General features: G+C 72.4%; 13 protein-coding genes. 1 reads left to right on the top strand and 12 read right to left on the bottom strand.

The window, feature by feature from the left end; translation table 11 throughout:
- Positions 1 to 8: 8 nt before the first annotated feature.
- The 8 genes from ACIP9D_RS19095 to rapZ all read right to left on the bottom strand — a co-directional run bounded on the left by ACIP9D_RS19095 (position 9) and on the right by rapZ (position 7,114).
- The gene (locus ACIP9D_RS19095; RefSeq protein ID WP_350872681.1) at positions 9 to 350 is read right to left on the bottom strand and encodes an RNA polymerase-binding protein RbpA; all 342 of its coding nucleotides are present in this window, start codon (positions 348 to 350) and stop codon (positions 9 to 11) included.
- A 132-nt stretch (positions 351 to 482) separates the two neighbouring features.
- Entirely contained in the window at positions 483 to 746 is a 264-nt protein-coding gene (gene secG, locus ACIP9D_RS19090; protein WP_350872679.1) for a preprotein translocase subunit SecG, read from the bottom strand.
- Between the two features lie 95 nt (positions 747 to 841).
- Positions 842 to 1,633 (bottom strand): triose-phosphate isomerase, encoded by a 792-nt coding sequence (gene tpiA, locus ACIP9D_RS19085; protein ID WP_350872677.1) that lies wholly within the window; start codon positions 1,631 to 1,633, stop codon positions 842 to 844.
- Positions 1,633 to 2,832, bottom strand: coding sequence for a phosphoglycerate kinase (locus ACIP9D_RS19080; protein ID WP_350872675.1), 1,200 nt, complete (start codon positions 2,830 to 2,832; stop codon positions 1,633 to 1,635). Before ACIP9D_RS19080 ends, tpiA begins: the two co-directional genes overlap by 1 nt.
- A complete protein-coding gene (gap, locus tag ACIP9D_RS19075) occupies positions 2,829 to 3,833 on the bottom strand; it encodes a type I glyceraldehyde-3-phosphate dehydrogenase (protein ID WP_350872674.1) in 1,005 nt (334 codons plus the stop codon). The genes ACIP9D_RS19080 and gap overlap by 4 nt, the downstream gene beginning before the upstream one ends.
- Before the next feature lie 336 nt (positions 3,834 to 4,169).
- Entirely contained in the window at positions 4,170 to 5,150 is a 981-nt protein-coding gene (gene whiA / locus ACIP9D_RS19070) for a DNA-binding protein WhiA (RefSeq protein ID WP_350872673.1), read from the bottom strand.
- Between the two features lie 54 nt (positions 5,151 to 5,204).
- Positions 5,205 to 6,230: a 2-phospho-L-lactate transferase CofD family protein gene (locus tag ACIP9D_RS19065; protein ID WP_350872671.1), complete on the bottom strand. Its 1,026-nt coding sequence runs from the start codon at positions 6,228 to 6,230 to the stop codon at positions 5,205 to 5,207.
- Entirely contained in the window at positions 6,227 to 7,114 is an 888-nt protein-coding gene (gene rapZ, locus ACIP9D_RS19060) for an RNase adapter RapZ (RefSeq protein ID WP_350872953.1), read from the bottom strand. Before rapZ ends, ACIP9D_RS19065 begins: the two co-directional genes overlap by 4 nt.
- 230 nt (positions 7,115 to 7,344) lie before the next feature.
- Here rapZ and recQ point away from each other — a divergent pair, with 230 nt between their 5' ends.
- Positions 7,345 to 9,198: a DNA helicase RecQ gene (gene recQ / locus ACIP9D_RS19055; RefSeq protein ID WP_350872669.1), complete on the top strand. Its 1,854-nt coding sequence runs from the start codon at positions 7,345 to 7,347 to the stop codon at positions 9,196 to 9,198.
- Between the two features lie 20 nt (positions 9,199 to 9,218).
- On the opposite strand, the gene uvrC is transcribed toward recQ, so the two are convergent.
- The 4 genes from uvrC to rsgA all read right to left on the bottom strand — a co-directional run bounded on the left by uvrC (position 9,219) and on the right by rsgA (position 16,274).
- Positions 9,219 to 11,198, bottom strand: a complete 1,980-nt coding sequence (uvrC, locus tag ACIP9D_RS19050; protein ID WP_350872667.1) for an excinuclease ABC subunit UvrC — start codon at positions 11,196 to 11,198, stop codon at positions 9,219 to 9,221.
- Between the two features lie 254 nt (positions 11,199 to 11,452).
- Positions 11,453 to 11,938, bottom strand: a complete 486-nt coding sequence (locus tag ACIP9D_RS19045; protein WP_350872665.1) for a Rieske (2Fe-2S) protein — start codon at positions 11,936 to 11,938, stop codon at positions 11,453 to 11,455.
- A gap of 147 nt (positions 11,939 to 12,085) precedes the next feature.
- The gene (uvrA, locus tag ACIP9D_RS19040; RefSeq protein ID WP_350872663.1) at positions 12,086 to 15,031 is read right to left on the bottom strand and encodes an excinuclease ABC subunit UvrA; all 2,946 of its coding nucleotides are present in this window, start codon (positions 15,029 to 15,031) and stop codon (positions 12,086 to 12,088) included.
- 163 nt (positions 15,032 to 15,194) lie between these two features.
- Positions 15,195 to 16,274 carry a ribosome small subunit-dependent GTPase A gene (rsgA, locus tag ACIP9D_RS19035; protein ID WP_350872661.1) on the bottom strand — a complete coding sequence of 360 codons (1,080 nt, stop codon included), beginning with the start codon at positions 16,272 to 16,274 and terminating at the stop codon, positions 15,195 to 15,197.
- Between the last annotated feature and the right edge of the window lie 159 nt (positions 16,275 to 16,433).

Here is a 16,433-nt window from a genome sequence, read left to right as displayed (position 1 = left end):
GGGCCCGCTCAGCGCCCGCGGCGGCGGCGCAGCTTGGCCAGGGCCTCGGCGAGGAGGGCGGCGCCCTCCTCGTCGGTGCGCCGCTCCTTCACGTACGCCAGGTGGCTCTTGTAGGGCTCGGCCCGGGCTCGCCCGGGCGGGTTCTGCGCGTCCTGACCGGCCGGGAGGCCGCAGCGCGGGCAGTCCCAGAGTGGGGGCGCGGTGGCCTCCGCGGCGATCAGGATCTCCACCTGGTGGTCGTTGCGGCACCAGTAGGTGACCGCCTGCCGGGGGGCCGGTTCGTAACGCTCGGGCGGGCGCTCGGGGGCGGATCCGATCCGGGAGCCCCGGATCACGTTGCCGTTCGGCACGGCTGCTCGCTCCTGTCGTCGGAGGGGACCGCCGCGGGGGTGGACGGCGGGCGACGCGGTGCAGCGAAAAGACCTGCGCGCGGCCCGTCGGGTGACGGACCGCGCGCAGATTGTACGACTTGAACCGGCTGCTCAGGCACCGCCGCCGTCGACCTGGAGGCGGAGCCAGAGGCCGAGCCCGACGATGCAGGCGAACCAGACGACGCCCACCAGGACGGTGTAGCGGTCCAGGTTCTTCTCCGCGACGGACGAACCGGCGAGGCTGGAGCTGACCCCACCGCCGAACATGCTCGACAACCCGCCGCCCTTACCTCGGTGCAGCAGGATCAGCATGGTGAGCAGAACGCTCGTGATGACCAGCAACACGATCAACGTGTATGCGAACCAGATCGGCATGGCTGGGGTCAGTCCTCTCGTAGCGATCCTCGCCCGGACAGGTCGGGCACGGTGGCACCGGCCGGTGGACGGGCGGAGTCAAGGATAGCGAGCGATCAGCGGGCGATGTGCTCGGGGAACCGGCAGATCTGCGCGAATTCCTCGGCGTCCAGGCTGGCGCCCCCCACCAGGCCCCCGTCCACGTCCGGCTGGGCCATGATCGAGGCGACGTTCGACGCCTTGACCGAGCCGCCGTAGAGCACCCGGACCTGGTCGGCGGTCTCCTGGTCGAAGCGCTCCGCCAACCGCTGGCGGACCGCCCGGCAGACCTCCTGGGCGTCCTCCGGCGTCGCGGTCTTGCCGGTACCGATCGCCCAGACCGGCTCGTACGCGATCACCACCTGCCGCACCTGCTCGGCGCTGAGCCCGGCGAGGCCACCGTCGAGCTGCTCGGAGCAGTGCGCCACATGGGTGCCCTGCTCCCGCACGTCCAGCCCCTCGCCCACGCAGAGGATCGGGGTCAGCCCGTGCGTCAGCGCCGCCTTCACCTTGGCGTTGACCAGCGCGTCGTCCTCGTGGTGGTAGGCCCGCCGCTCGGAGTGGCCGACCACGACGTACGTGCAGCCGAGCTTGGCCAGCAGCGGACCGGAGATGTCACCGGTGTAGGCACCCGAGGCGTGCGGGGAGAGGTCCTGCCCGCCGTAGCCGATCAGCAGCTTGTCGCCGTCCACCGCGGTCTGCACGGTGCGCAGGTCGGTGAAGGGCGGCAGGACCACCGTCTCCACGTCGGTCAGCTGCTTCTCGGTGAGGCTGGCCGCCAGCTTCTGCACCAGCAGGTTGGCCTCGAGGTGGTTGAGGTTCATCTTCCAGTTGCCGGCCATCAGGGGCCGGCGGGGGGTGTTCGCCATCACTTCTCCAGAGCCGCGATACCGGGGAGGGTCTTGCCCTCGAGGTACTCCAGCGAGGCGCCGCCGCCGGTGGAGATGTGCCCGAACGAGGATTCGTCCAGCCCGAGCGCGCGGACGGCGGCGGCGGAGTCCCCGCCACCGACGACGGTGAACGCGTCGGTCTTCGCGATCGCCTCGGCCACACCCCGGGTGCCGTTGGCGAAGGCCGGCATCTCGAAGACGCCCATCGGGCCGTTCCAGAAGATCGTCCGCGCGCCCTTGAGCGCCGCGGCGAAGCCGGCCACCGTCTCCGGACCGATGTCCAGCCCGAGCCGGTGGCTCGGGATGCCGTCGGCGCGCACCGTGTCGTGGGTGGCGTCCGGCGCGAAGGCGTCGGCGGCCACCACGTCGACCGGGAGCATGATCTTGCCCTCGGAGCGGGCGAGGAGGTTGCCGCAGGTCTCGACCATCTCCTCCTCCAGCAGCGACGTGCCCACCTCGTGGCCCTGGGCCTTGAGGAAGGTGAAGCACATGCCGCCGCCGATGAGCAGCCGGTCGACCTTCGGCAGCAGGGCCTCGATCACCGCCAGCTTGTCGGAGACCTTCGAGCCGCCGAGCACCACCACGTACGGCCGCACCGGGTCGCCGGTGAGCGTGGAGAGGACCTCCACCTCCCGCAGCACCAGCCGGCCCGCGACGTGCGGGAGCCGGGCCGGCACGTCGTAGACGCTGGCGTGCTTGCGGTGCACCGCGCCGAACGCGTCGTCGACGTACGCCTCGCCGAACGCGGCCAGCTGGTCGGCGAACGCGCCCCGCTCGGCCTCGTCCTTGCTGGTCTCACCGGCGTTGAAGCGCAGGTTCTCCAGCAGCGCGACCTCGCCGTCGGCGAGCGCGTCCACGGTGGAGCGGGCCGAGTCGCCGACGGTGTCGGTGGCGAAACGCACCGAGCCGCCGAGCAGCTCGCCCAGCCGGTCGGCGACCGGCCGCAGGCTGAACTGCGGGTCCGGCGCGCCCTTCGGGCGGCCCAGGTGCGAGCAGACGACCACCTTGGCACCGGCGCCGGTGAGGGCGGTCAGCGTGGGCAGGACCGCGCGGATCCGCCCGTCGTCGGTGATCGCGCCGGACTGCTTGTCGAGCGGGACGTTCAGGTCGGCGCGCACCAGCACGCGCCGACCCGACACCCCCTCGTCGAGCAGGTCGTCGAGGGTACGGATGCTCACAGCGAGCTACCCACCAGCTTGACCAGGTCGACCAGGCGGTTCGAGTAGCCCCACTCGTTGTCGTACCAGCCGACGACCTTGACCTGGTTGCCGACCACCTTGGTCAGCGGGGCGTCGAAGATGCACGACGCCGGGTCGGTCACGATGTCGGTGGAGACGATCGGGTCCTCGTTGTAGACCAGGATGCCCTTGAGCGGGCCGTCCGCGGCGGCCTTCATCGCGGCGTTGACCTCGTCGACCGTCGTCTCACGGTTGAGGTTGACGGTCAGGTCGGTGGCCGAACCGGTCGGGATCGGCACCCGCAGCGCGTAGCCGTCCAGCTTGCCCTTGAGCTCCGGCAGCACCAGGCCGATCGCCTTCGCGGCGCCGGTGGAGGTCGGCACGATGTTCAGCGCGGCGGCCCGGGCCCGGCGGAGGTCCTTGTGCGGGGCGTCCTGGAGGTTCTGGTCCTGGGTGTAGGCGTGGATGGTGGTCATCAGACCGTGCTCGATGCCGAACGTGTCCTGCAGGACCTTCGCCATCGGGGCGAGGCAGTTGGTGGTGCAGGAGGCGTTCGAGATGATGGTGTGCTTGGCCGGGTCGTACTGGTCCTGGTTCACGCCCATGACGACCGTGACGTCCTCGTTCTTCGCCGGCGCGGAGATGATGACCTTCTTGGCCCCGCCGTCGATGTGCGCCTTGGCCTTGCTGCCATCGGTGAAGAAGCCGGTCGACTCGATGACGACGTCCGCGCCGACCTCGCCCCACGGCAGCGCCGCCGGGTCCTTCTCGGCGTACGCCTTGATGGTCTTGCCGCCCACGGTGATCTCGTCGGCGGTGGCCTTGACCTCGTGCGGGAGGCGGCCCAGGATGCTGTCGTACTTGACAAGGTGGGCGAGCGTCCCGTTGTCGGTCAGGTCGTTGACCGCGACGACCTCGATGTCAGCGCCGGACGCCAGCACTGCCCGGAAGAAGTTACGGCCGATCCGGCCGAAGCCGTTGATGCCAACCCGGATGGTCACAGGTCCCATCTCCTCGCGTTCTGGTCCGCCGGCCGCAGACCGTGGCGCCGGCAGAGTGATGTGCGCCGGCCGTTTGGAGCCGGCCGTTGACAGTTCATCAAGGCCACCCCGCCGCGGTCTTTCCAAGGACCTGACCGCCCGAGGCGGTGAGCACGGCGAGGCGTGCCTGTGCCGGCCCCCTTGCCGTACGCTGCGACCCTATCCGAGCGCGGGGCAGGGCGCTGCGCGGGGTGGCGACCTGCTCGCCCGGCCGGGGCGAAGGCTCCCCCACCATCCGATGCGGGGACGAGGTCGTGCCTTCCGGCTCGCTCGTCTCCGCTGACCGCCACCGTCCTATCAGACCACGAGCATGTCGGGCGTGACGGCCGCTTCGGTATCCGGGATGCCCAGGTCCCGGGCCCGCTTGTCGGCCAGTGCGAGCAACCGGCGGATCCGCCCGGCGATCGCGTCCTTGGTCAGCGGCGGGTCGGCGAGAGCGCCCAGCTCCTCCAGCGAGGCCTGGCGGTGCTCCAGGCGCAGCCGCCCGGCGTCGGTGAGGTGGTTGGGCGCCTCGTCGGCGAGGATCTCCAGCGCCCGGGTGACCCGGGCGGCGGCGGCCACCGCGGCCCGCGCCGAACGGCGCAGGTTGGCGTCGTCGAAGTTGGCCAGCCGGTTGGCGGTCGCCCGCACCTCGCGGCGGACCCGGCGCTCCTCCCAGGCCAGCACGCTGGAGTGGGCGCCGATCCGGGTGAGCAGCGCGGCGATCGCGTCGCCGTCCTTGACCACCACCCGGTCCACCCCACGCACCTCGCGGTTCTTGGCGGTGATGCCGATCCGGCGGGCGGCGCCGACCAGGGCCAGCGCGGACTCCGGGCCGGGGCAGGTGATCTCCAACGCGCTGGAGCGGCCCGGCTCGGTCAGCGAGCCGTGCGCCATGAACGCGCCCCGCCAGGCGGAGACCGCGCAGCAGACGTTGGCGGCCACCACGTGCGGCGGCAGCCCGCGCACCGGCCGACCCCGCACGTCGAGCAGGCCGGTCTGCCGGGCCAGCGCCTCGCCGTCCTTGACCACCCGGACGATGAAGTGGCTGCCCTTGCGCAGCCCGCCGGAGGCGAGCACGTGGATCTCGCTGGAGTAGCCGTAGACCTCGGCGATCTCCCGCCGGAGCCGGCGGGCCACCGCTCCGGTGTCGAGCTCCGCCTCCACGACCACCCGGCCGGAGACGATGTGCAGCCCGCCGGCGAAGCGCAGCAACGCCGCCATCTCCGCCCGCCGGCAGCAGGGTTTGGGCACGTCGACCCGACTCAGCTCGTCCTTGACCGCAGCCGTCATCGCCATTGTGCGTCCCCTCACGGACCGGTTCCGGCGTGTCGCCGGAGATTACGTACGTGTCTAACGATCGGCGCCCAGGACAGGCACCAGTGCGGCGCCCAGGGCAGCCGGATCATGGCGAGGAGTGCCGTCGAGGACGGCGACGGGGGCGAGGACCAGCCGGGCACCCAGCGATTCTGCCGCACGTTCCACCGGATCGGGGTCACCCACCGCCTTGGCGTCTGCCAGGACGTGATCCACCTTCAGTTCGGGCAGGTACCAGCGCAGCGCGGCCAGGTGGTCGGCGACGGAGAGCCCGAGCGTCTCCTTCTCCGCGGCCAGGTTGAGGGTGACCAGCCGGCGGGCCGGGCTGGACACGATCGCGTCGGCCAGCTCCGGCACCAGCAGGTGCGGCAGCACGCTGGTGTACCAGCTGCCGGGACCGAAGATCAGCCAGTCGGCCTCGCCGATCGCGTCGACCGCCTGGGGGCAGGCCGCCGGCGCGGTCGGGGTCAGCCGCAGCGACTCCACCCGGCCGGTGGTCACCGCCACCTGGTGCTGGCCGCTGACCGTGCGTACCTCGTCGGGCCGGTCCGGGTCGGCGCCGCGTACCCGTGCCTCGATCCCCACCGGCTGGCAGGACATCGGCAGCACCCGGCCCACCGCGCCGAGCATCGCGCCGGCGTGCTCCAGCGCGGCCACCGGGTCGCCGAGCAGCTCCATCAGCCCGCAGAGCACCAGGTTGCCCACCGCGTGCCCGGCCAGCCCGTCACCGGCGCCGTTGCCGCCGGTGAGACCGGCCACGCCGTCGGTGCCGATCGCGCCGGCGGTGCGCGCCGGCGGCGCGTCGGCGAAGCGGTGCTGGAACAGGCCGGCGCTGCGGCGGGTGGCCGGGTGGTCGCCGGCCAGCGCGACCAGCGCCTGCCGCAGGTCGCCCGGGGGCAGGCCGCCCCGCTCGGCGCGCAGCCGGCCGCTGGAGCCGCCGTCGTCGCCGACGGTGACCACCGCGGTGATGTCCAGGTCGAGTCCAGGGGCGCACCGACGCAGCGCCCGCAGCGAGGCGGAGAGGCCGTGGCCGCCGCCGAACGCCACCACCCTCGTCGTCATTCCCGCCCCAGGTCGCGGTGCTGGGCGTTGGCGGCGAGCCCGGAGTGGCGCAGCCGGGCGGCCAACTCCTCGGCGATCGCCACACTGCGGTGCTTGCCACCGGTGCAGCCGACCGCGACGGTCAGGTAGCGCTTGCCCTCCCGCTCGAACCCGCCCGTGGTGGCGTTGACCAGGTCGGCGTACGAGGCGACGAAGGCGTCCGCGCCCTCCTGGCCGAGCACGTAGGCGCTGACCGCCTCCTCCCGGCCGGTGTGCTCGCGCAGCTCCGGCACCCAGTACGGGTTGGGCAGGAATCGGGCGTCCAGCACGAAGTCGGCGTCCGGCGGCAGCCCGTACTTGAAGCCGAAGGAGAGCACGGTGACCCGCAGCCGCCGCGCGTCCTCGCCGCCGAACAGCTCCTCGATGCGCCGGCGCAGCTGGTTGACGTTGAGGTGGCTGGTGTCGATGATCACGTCGGCCTGGTCGCGGGCCTCCTCCAGCAGGCCGCGCTCGACCGCGATGCCGTCGGCGAGCCGGCCTTCGCCCTGCAACGGGTGGGAGCGGCGGACGCTCTCGAACCGGCGGATCAGCACCTCGTCGTCGGCGTCCACGAAGACCACCCGGGGCGAGAAACCGCGCTCCTTGAGCTCGCGGATCGCCCCGGCCAGGTCGGTGGAGAAGGCGCGCGAGCGCACGTCCAGCACCATCGCGGTGCGCCGGGCCGCGCCGCCGGCCTTGACCGCCAGCTCGGCCATGTCGAGCATCAGCGCCTGCGGGAGGTTGTCCACCACGTAGTAGCCGACGTTCTCCAGGGCTCGGGCCACCGTGCTGCGCCCGCCGCCGGAGAGGCCGGTGACCACCACGAGGGTGGTGTCCGACTCCGCCGACGCCGGCTGCCCCGAGATGGGCTCCGCCGAGGTCTCGTGCCGCCCCTCGGTCGTGCGCGCCTCGCTCACCGACTACCCCCAAAACCACGACGCCGCGGCCGCCCCTGGCCCACGAACGGTCAAACCGCGACTCTATCCCGTCAATTCCGCACCGCCCCTCAACCGCCCCACCCCCGGCGTCCGCCGGACGGGCGGTGTCGCGGCGCGGGGAGGCGGGCAGCGTCGGGGGCGGCTCGTACACTTCGCGGATGGCCTCCCCCACCGACCTGCGCACCTCCGACGCGCTACAGGTGCTGAGCCGGGTGTTCGGCTACGACGCCTTCCGCGGCTTCCAGCAGCAGGTGATCGACCACGTGGTGTCCGGCGGCGACGCGCTGGTGCTGATGCCGACCGGGGGCGGCAAGTCGCTCTGCTACCAGATCCCGGCGCTGGTCCGCCCCGGGGTGGCGGTCGTGGTCTCCCCGCTGATCGCGCTGATGCAGGACCAGGTCGACGCCCTGACCGCGGTCGGCGTGCGGGCCGGTTTCCTCAACTCGACCCAGGATCTCGACGCCCGTCGCCGGGTCGAGGCGGCCTTCCTCGCCGGCGAGCTCGACCTGCTCTACCTGGCGCCGGAGGCGCTCGCCGGCCGGTCCACCGTCCAGCTGCTCGACCGGGGAAAGATCGCCCTCTTCGCCATCGACGAGGCGCACTGCGTGTCCCAGTGGGGGCACGACTTCCGCCCCGACTACCTCGCCCTGTCGATGCTGCACGAACGGTGGCCGGAGGTGCCCCGGATCGCGCTGACCGCCACCGCGACCAGCACCACCCGCACCGAGATCGCCACCCGGCTCGACCTGACCGGCGCCCGGCACTTCGTGGCCAGCTTCGACCGGCCCAACATCCAGTACCGGATCGTGCCCAAACGCGAGCCGCGCCGGCAGCTGCTCAGCCTGCTGCGCGACGAGCACCCGGGCGACGCCGGCATCGTCTACTGCCTCTCCCGCGCCTCGGTGGACAAGACCGCCGAGTTCCTCAATGCCAACGGCATCGCCGCGCTGCCCTACCACGCCGGCCTTGACGCGGCCACCCGCGCCCGCCACCAGCAACGCTTCCTGCGTGAGGACGGGCTGGTCATGGTCGCCACCATCGCCTTCGGGATGGGGATCGACAAGCCGGACGTCCGCTTCGTCGCCCACCTCGACCTACCGAAGTCGGTCGAGGGCTACTACCAGGAGACCGGCCGCGCCGGGCGGGACGGCCTGCCGTCCACCGCCTGGCTGGCGTACGGCCTGCAGGACGTGGTGCAGCAGCGGAAGATGATCGAGACCTCCGAGGGCGACCTGGCCCACCGTCGAGGGCTGGCCCGGCACCTGGACGCGATGCTGGCGCTCTGTGAGACGGTCCGGTGCCGCCGCGCCCAACTGCTGGAATACTTCGGCGAACCCCCGACCGGCGCCTGCGGCAACTGCGACACCTGCCTGAACCCGCCGGAGTCGTGGGACGGCACGGTCGCCGCGCAGAAGCTGCTCTCCACGGTTTTCCGGCTCGACCGGGAGCGCAACCAGCGCTTCGGGGCCGGGCAGTGCATCGACATCCTGCTCGGCCGCAGCACCGAGAAGGTGACCCAGTTCGGCCACGACTCGCTCACCGTCTTCGGCATCGGCGGTGACCTGAGCGAGGCCGAGTGGCGCGGCGTGGTGCGGCAACTGCTCGCCGAAGGCCTGCTCGCCGTCGAGGGTGACTACGGCACGCTGGCGCTCACCGACGCCAGCGCCGAGGTGCTGGGCCGCCGGCGCACCGTAATGATGCGGCGGGAGCCGGAGCGCCCGGCAGCCGCCCGCGCCGGCCGGTCCCGCGCCGGTGCCGCCGCGACCGTCGAGCTGCCGCCGGCCGCCGCCCCGGTCTTCGAGCGGCTGCGCGCCTGGCGCGCGGCGTCGGCCAAGGAGCAGGGCGTCCCGGCGTACGTGATCTTCCACGACGCCACGCTGCGCCAGATCGCCACCGACGCGCCCACCACGCTGGCCGAGCTGTCCAGGGTCAACGGCGTCGGCGAGAACAAGCTGGCCAAGTACGGCGAGCAGATCCTCGCCGTACTGGCCGAGGGCGACACCGACGGCTAGCCTCGCCGGCCGCCCGATGCTCAGTCGGTGGACGGGGTCCTCGTGCCGGCGTCCAGGGCGGCCAGGATGGCTTCGGCGGTCCGCCGGCCGACGCCCGGGACCTCGGTGATCTCGTCGACGCTGGCCGCGGAGAGCCGCTTGAGCGAGCCGAAGTGCCGCAGCAGCGCCTTGCGCCGCACCTCTCCCAGCCCGGGCACGTTGTCCAGCGCCGAGGCGGTCATCCGCTTGGAACGTCGCTGCCGGTGGAAGGTGATGGCGAAGCGGTGCGCCTCGTCGCGCACCCGTTGCAGCAGGTAGAGCCCCTCGGAGGTGCGGGGCAGGATGACCGGGAACTCGTCGTCGGGCAGCCAGACCTCCTCCAGCCGCTTGGCCAGACCGCAGAGCGCCACGTCGTCGATGCCGAGCTCGGCGAGCGCCTGGGCCGCCGCCGCGACCTGCGGGGGGCCGCCGTCGACCACCACCAACTGGGGCGGGTAGGCGAACTTTCGCGGCCGGCCGGTGGTCGGGTCGACCAGGGCGCCGATCCGCGGCTCGTCGACGCCGGCCGGGCCGGCCGGGGTTTCGAGGTCGTCGGCCGAGTCCACGCCCACCTCGCCGGTCTCGGCCCGGGAGTCGAGGTAGCGGGCGAAACGGCGGCGCAGCACCTCGGACATCGCGGAGAGATCGTCGGTGGCGCCGCGGATGATGAACCGGCGGTATTCGCTCTTGCGCGGCAGCCCGTCCTCGAAGACGACCATGCTGGCCACCACGTCGGTGCCCTGGATCTGGGAGATGTCGAAGCACTCGATGCGCAGCGGCGAGGTACGCATCTCGAGCGCCTCGCTGATCTCGTCGAGCGCCTTGCTCCGGGTGGTCAGGTCGCCGGCGCGGCGCAGCTTGTGCCGGGTCAGCGCGTCCTTGGCGTTGCGCTCCACCGTCTCCATCAGGACCCGCTTGTCGCCGCGCTGGGGCACCCGCAGCGTCACCCGGCTGCCCCGGTGGTCGGAGAGCCAGTCGGCCAGCGCGTCGGCGTCGGCCGGCAGCTCGGGCACGAGCAGCTCGCGGGGCACGTCGGCCTCGCCGTGCTCACCGCCGTAGACCTGCGTGCAGAAGTGGTGCACCAGGTCGCCGGTGGTCAGCTCCTCGGTCTTCTCCACCACCCAGCCGCGCTGGCCCCGGACCCGGCCGTCGCGGACGTGGAAGACCTGGACGGCCGCCTCGAGCGGATCGTCGGCGAACGCGACGACGTCGGCGTCGGTGCCGTCGCCGAGGACCACGGCCTGCTTCTCCAGCGCCCGGCGCAGCGCCGCCACGTCGTCGCGCAGCCGGGCGGCCCGCTCGAACTCCAACTGCTCGCTCGCCTCGGTCATCTCGCGTTCGAGCCCGCGCACCATGCTGTCGGTGCGGCCGGCCATGAACTCGCAGAACCCGTCGACGATCTCCCGGTGCTGCTCCGCGGAGACGCTGCCCACACAGGGCGCCGAGCACTTGCCGATGTAGCCGAGCAGGCAGGGGCGGCCGACCTGGCCGGCGCGCTTGAACACCCCGGCGGAGCAGGTGCGGGCCGGGAAGACCCGCAGCAACAGGTCGAGCGTCTCGCGGATCGCCCAGGCGTGCGAGTAGGGCCCGAAGTAGCGCACCCCCTTGCGCTTGGCGCCGCGCATCACCTGCAGCCGCGGGAACTCCTCGTCGAGGGTGACGGCCAGGTAGGGGTAGGACTTGTCGTCGCGGTAGCGGACGTTGAACCTGGGGTCGTACTGCTTGATCCAGGTGAACTCCTGCTGGAGCGCCTCGACCTCGGTGCCCACGGTGATCCAGTCGACCGACTCGGCCGTGGTCACCATCTGCCGGGTGCGCTCGTGCAGATTCCAGATGTCGCCGAAGTAGGAGTTGAGCCGGCTGCGCAGGTTCTTCGCCTTGCCGACGTAGATCACCCGGCCGGTGCCGTCGCGGAAGCGGTAGACCCCGGGCGACTCCGGAATGGTGCCGGGTGCGGGACGGTAGGTCGAGGGGTCAGCCACGATCACAAGCGTAGTCCGGGCCACCGACAGCCCCGGCCCGCGGCGCTACCGAGCGGGCTGGCGCGGCGCGGTGATACGGCACCCCCACCGCGCCGTCCGGGCCGGCGCCGCATCCCGCACCGCGCCCTTTGCTCTGCTTCGGCGGAGGCGACGCGAACCGGCCCTCCGGTGTTGCCGGGATTGAAGCAGAGCAAAGGACGCGCGCAGGTGTCCCCCCGGGTGGGGGTGAGTCAGGCGTCGAGCCGCGCGGACGGTCAGGCGAACGAGATCTGGTCGCCGACGACCTTGACGTTCTTCGCGGGCAGCGGCCTGGTGGCCGGGCCGGCCTTGACCGAGCCGTCCTCGATCGAGAACTTGCTGCCGTGGCAGGTGCAGTTGATGGTGCCGCCGTCGACGTTCGACACCGGGCAGCGCTGGTGGGTGCAGATCGGGTCGAAGCCCTTGAACTGGCCGGGGCTTGGCTGGGTGATCACGACGCCCTCGGCGGGGAAGACCCTGCCGCCGCCGAGCGGGATGTCGGTCGTGGTCGCCAGCGACTGCGAGTTCTGCCGGTCGCCGCCGCCGGCGTCACCGGTGCTGGGCACCGCCGGCCCGCCGCTGGTGGGCGGCGCGGTGCCGTCACCCGCGTCGTCCCCGCCGCAGGCCGCCAGGACGACGGCCGCCCCGACCGCGCCGGCGCCGGCGAGCAGTGCCCGCCGTGTCTGCGTACCCGGACCGGTCAGCACCTGATCGTCACTCATGCCTCGCCCTTCTCTCGGCTGCCGCGGCCGGACCTGACCGTGGCCACACTTCTGCACACGGCTCACTGTGCCGGACGGTTCAGCCGTACCACGATGCGGCACCCGACGGAGGCGGACCGGCCGGCCCGCCGTCCGTCAGGGGTGCGGTCAGCGCGCCCCGGCGGGCACCTTCCGCGAGGTACGGGTGGTCTTCGCCCCGTTGGCCTTGGCTGCCCGGGAGGTGGCCGCCGCAGCGCCCTTCGCCTCGCCGTCGAGCTTGAGCACCTGGCGCAGGAACTGCCCAGTGTGGCTCTCGGCCACCTCGGCGACCTCTTCCGGGGTGCCGGTGGCGAGCACGGTGCCGCCCCGGTGACCGCCCTCGGGGCCCATGTCGATCAGCCAGTCGGCCGTCTTGATCACGTCGAGGTTGTGCTCGATGGTGATCACGGTGTTGCCCTTGTCGACCAGGCCCTCCAGCACCATGAGCAGCTTGCGGATGTCCTCGAAGTGCAGCCCGGTCGTCGGCTCGTCGAGCACGTAGACCGTCCGGCCGGTGGAGCGCTTCTGCAGCTCGGAGGCGAGCTTGACCCGCTGCGCCTCGCCGCCGGAGAGGGTCGGCGCCGGCTGGCCGAGCCGGACGTAGCCCAGCCCGACGTCGACCAGCGTCTTCAGGTGCCGGTGGATGGCCGGGATGGCGGAGAAGAACTCGGCCGCCTCCACGATCGGCATCTCCAGCAGGTCGGAGACGGTCTTGCCCTTGTAGTGGACCTCAAGCGTCTCCCGGTTGTAGCGGGCGCCCTTGCAGACCTCGCACGGGACGTAGACGTCGGGCAGGAAGTTCATCTCGATCTTGATGGTGCCGTCGCCGGAGCACGCCTCGCAGCGCCCACCCTTGACGTTGAACGAGAAGCGGCCCGGCCCGTAGCCGCGCACCTTCGCCTCGGTGGTCTCGGCGAAGAGCTTGCGGATGTGGTCCCAGACGCCGGTGTAGGTGGCCGGGTTGGACCGAGGGGTACGACCGATCGGCGACTGGTCCACCCCGACGACCTTGTCGACGTGCTCCAGCCCGGTGACCCGGGTGTGCCGGCCGGGCACCAGCCGGGCGCCGTTGATCTGGTTGGCCAGGACCGCGTGCAGGATGTCGTTGACCAGCGTCGACTTGCCCGAGCCGCTGACCCCGGTGACCGCGATGAGCTGGCCGAGCGGGAAGGAGACCGTCAGGTTGCGCAGGTTGTGCTCGCGCGCACCGTGCACCACCAGCTCGCGGCCCGGCGTCTGCGGCCGGCGCAGCTGCGGGGTCGGGATCGACCGGCGACCGGAGAGGTAGGCCCCGGTCATCGAGTCCGGGTTCTCCAGCAGCGCCGGCACCGACCCGCTGTGCACGATCTTGCCGCCGTGCTCGCCGGCGCCCGGGCCGATGTCGACGATCCAGTCGGCGGTGCGGATGGTGTCCTCGTCGTGCTCGACCACGATCAGCGTGTTACCCAGCCCGCGCAGCCGGATCAGGGTCTCGATCAGCCGGTGGTTGTCGCGCTGGTGCAGCCCGATCGACGGCTCGTCCAGCACGTAGAGCACACCGACCAGACCGGAGCCGATCTGGGTGGCCAGCCGGATGCGCTGCGCCTCGCCGCCGGAGAGGGTGCCGGCCGGCCGGTCGAGGGAGAGGTAGTCCAGCCCGACGTCGAGCAGGAACCGCAGCCGGGCGTTGATCTCCTTCAGCACCCGCTCGGCGATCATCTTCTGCCGGTCGGTGAGCTCGATGCCGGCGAGCAGGTCGGCGGCCTCGCCCACCGACAGGTTGCAGACCTCGGCGATGCTCTTGCCGGCCAGGGTGACCGCGAGCACCTCCGGCTTGAGCCGGGCGCCACCGCAGGCCGCGCACGGCACGTCGCGCATGTAGCCCTCGTACTTCTCGCGCGACCACTCCGACTCGGTGTCGGTGTGCCGGCGCTCGATCCACTGCACCACGCCCTCGAAGCCGGTGTAGTAGGAGCGTTCGCGGCCGTACTTGTTGCGGTAGCGCACATGCACCTGGTCGCCGGAGCCGTGCAGGATCGTCTTCTGCGCCCGCGACGGCAGCGCCCGCCACGGCGTGTCCAGGTCGAAGTGCTCGGCGTCACCGAGCGCCTCGAGCAGCCGGAGGAAGTATTCCAGGGTGTGCCCGCCGGACCAGGGCTGGATCGCGCCCTCGCGCAGGGTGCGCTCCGGGTCGGGGACGACCAGCTCCGGGTCGACCTCCTTCTTGGTGCCCAGCCCGGTGCACTCCGGGCAGGCGCCGTAGGGCGCGTTGAAGGAGAAGACCCGGGGCTCGAGGTCCTCGATGGCGAGCGGGTGGTCGTTGGGGCAGGCCAGGTGCTCGGAGTAGCGCCGCTCCCGGTCGGGGTCGTCCTCGGCCAGGTCGACGAAGTCGAGCAGCACCAGCCCGCCGGAGAGGCCGAGCGCCGCCTCGACCGAGTCGGTCAGCCGCTGCTTGGCGCTCGGCTTGACGGTGAGCCGGTCGATCACCACCTCGATGGTGTGCTTCTCCTGCTTCTTCAGCTTCGGCGGCTCGGTCAGCTGGTGCACGACGCCGTCGATGCGGGCCCGGGCGTAGCCCTTGGCCTGCAGCTCGGCGAAGAGGTCGACATATTCGCCCTTGCGGCCCCGGACCACCGGGGCGAGCACCATGAACCGGGTGCCCTCGGCCATCGCCAGCACCCGGTCGACGATCTGCTGCGGGCTCTGTCGGGAGATCCGCTCGCCGCAGACCGGACAGTGCGGCTCGCCGACCCGGGCGAAGAGCAGGCGGAGGTAGTCGTAGACCTCGGTGATCGTGCCGACCGTGGAGCGCGGGTTGCGCGAGGTCGACTTCTGGTCGATCGAGACGGCGGGGCTGAGCCCCTCGATGAAGTCGACATCGGGCTTGTCCATCTGGCCGAGGAACTGCCGGGCGTACGAGGAGAGCGACTCGACGTAGCGGCGCTGCCCCTCGGCGAAGATGGTGTCGAAGGCCAGGCTCGACTTGCCCGACCCGGAGAGCCCGGTAAAGACGATCAGAGCGTCCCGGGGCAGGTCGAGACTGACGTCACGCAGGTTGTGCTCGCGCGCGCCACGGATGATCAGTCGGTCGGCCACGGTGCGTGTACTCCCAGGTGCAGAAGATGAGGCGGATCTGTCCGCTAGAGGACGATTCTGAGCGATTGTGAGGGCGCAGGAATGACGCCTCGGCAACTCTAGCCCCGAGGTACGACAAGTTCCCGCGCCCGCACATTCCCCCAGCTCAGCCCGGTCGGGCGGGTCAGAACCCGCCCGCCGACGGTGGGCTCGCCGGACGGGTCGGGCGGCGGCGGCCGCCTCGCCAGCCACCGCGCCGTTCGGCGGCCACCCGGGTCTCCCGGCGCCGGGTCTCGAAGGCCAGCTCCCGCTGCAACCGGCGCCAGCTCTCCCAGCGCCGGGCGGTCAGCTCACCGTTCTCCAGCGCCTCGCGCACCGCGCACGCCGGCTCGCCGTCGTGCCCGCAGTCGCCGTAGCGGCAGCCGGTGGCCAGCTCGGCGATGTCGACGAAGGCCCGGTCCAGGCCCCGCGAGCCGTCCAGCAGGCCGACCGCCCGCACACCGGGTGTGTCGAGCACCGCGCCCGCACCGGGTACCGGCACCAACGACCGCCAGGTGGTGGTGTGCCGGCCCTTGCCGTCCACCCGCCGGATCGCCTGCGTCGGCATCACGACCGCCCCGGCCAACGCGTTGACCAGGCTCGACTTGCCCGCCCCGGAAGGGCCGAGCAGAGCCAGCGTGCGGCCGGACGCGACCTGCGCCCGCAGCGGGTCGAGGCCGGCGCCACGTTCGGCGCTGACCGGCAGCACCGGCACCCCGGGGGCGATCGCGGCGAGCTGGCGGGCGATCGCGTCCGGATCGGCGGCGAGGTCGACCTTGGTGAGCACGACCAGCGGCTGGGCGCCGGACTCGTGGGCCAGGGAGAGCAGCCGCTCGATCCGGCCGATGTCCGGCTCCGGATGTACCGGCTCGACCACCGCGGCGGCGGTCAGGTTCGCGGCGAGCACCTGGCCGCTGGCGTCCTTGCCGGCGGTCCGGCGCACCAGCGCGGTACGCCGGGGCAGCACCGCCTCGACGGTGGCCCGCCGGTCGGGCCAGGTGCCGACGAGCACCCAGTCGCCCGCGCAGGGCAGTGTGCTCAGATCGTTGGCGGCGGTGGCCAGCACCGCCCCGCCGAGGCTGGCCCGGATCGGGCCGTCCGCGCAGAGCACGGTGCAGACCCCCCGGTCGACCCGGGCCACCCGGCCCGGTCGGTGATCGGCGCGTCGGCGTACGTGGGCCGCCCACTCGGCATCCCAGCCGAGGGCGGTCAGATCGATGGTCATGGCATCCTCATCGGTGTCGGAGGTTACTGCGGTGGAGCACGCGTGCTACGACCGGCATGAGCCCCACCTCCTCCCCCGTCCCGGTGCCGCGTTACCGCACCGACGGTAGGGGGCGGGACGGCGCGCCGAAAGCGATTTCCGCGACGACGGCGGGACGCT

It is taken from the genome of Micromonospora sp. NPDC093243, assembly GCF_044753725.1.
Lineage (GTDB): Bacteria > Actinomycetota > Actinomycetes > Mycobacteriales > Micromonosporaceae > Micromonospora.
Note: the sequence above shows the minus strand (reverse complement) of the source record. Positions and strands in the feature narration are given on the sequence as shown.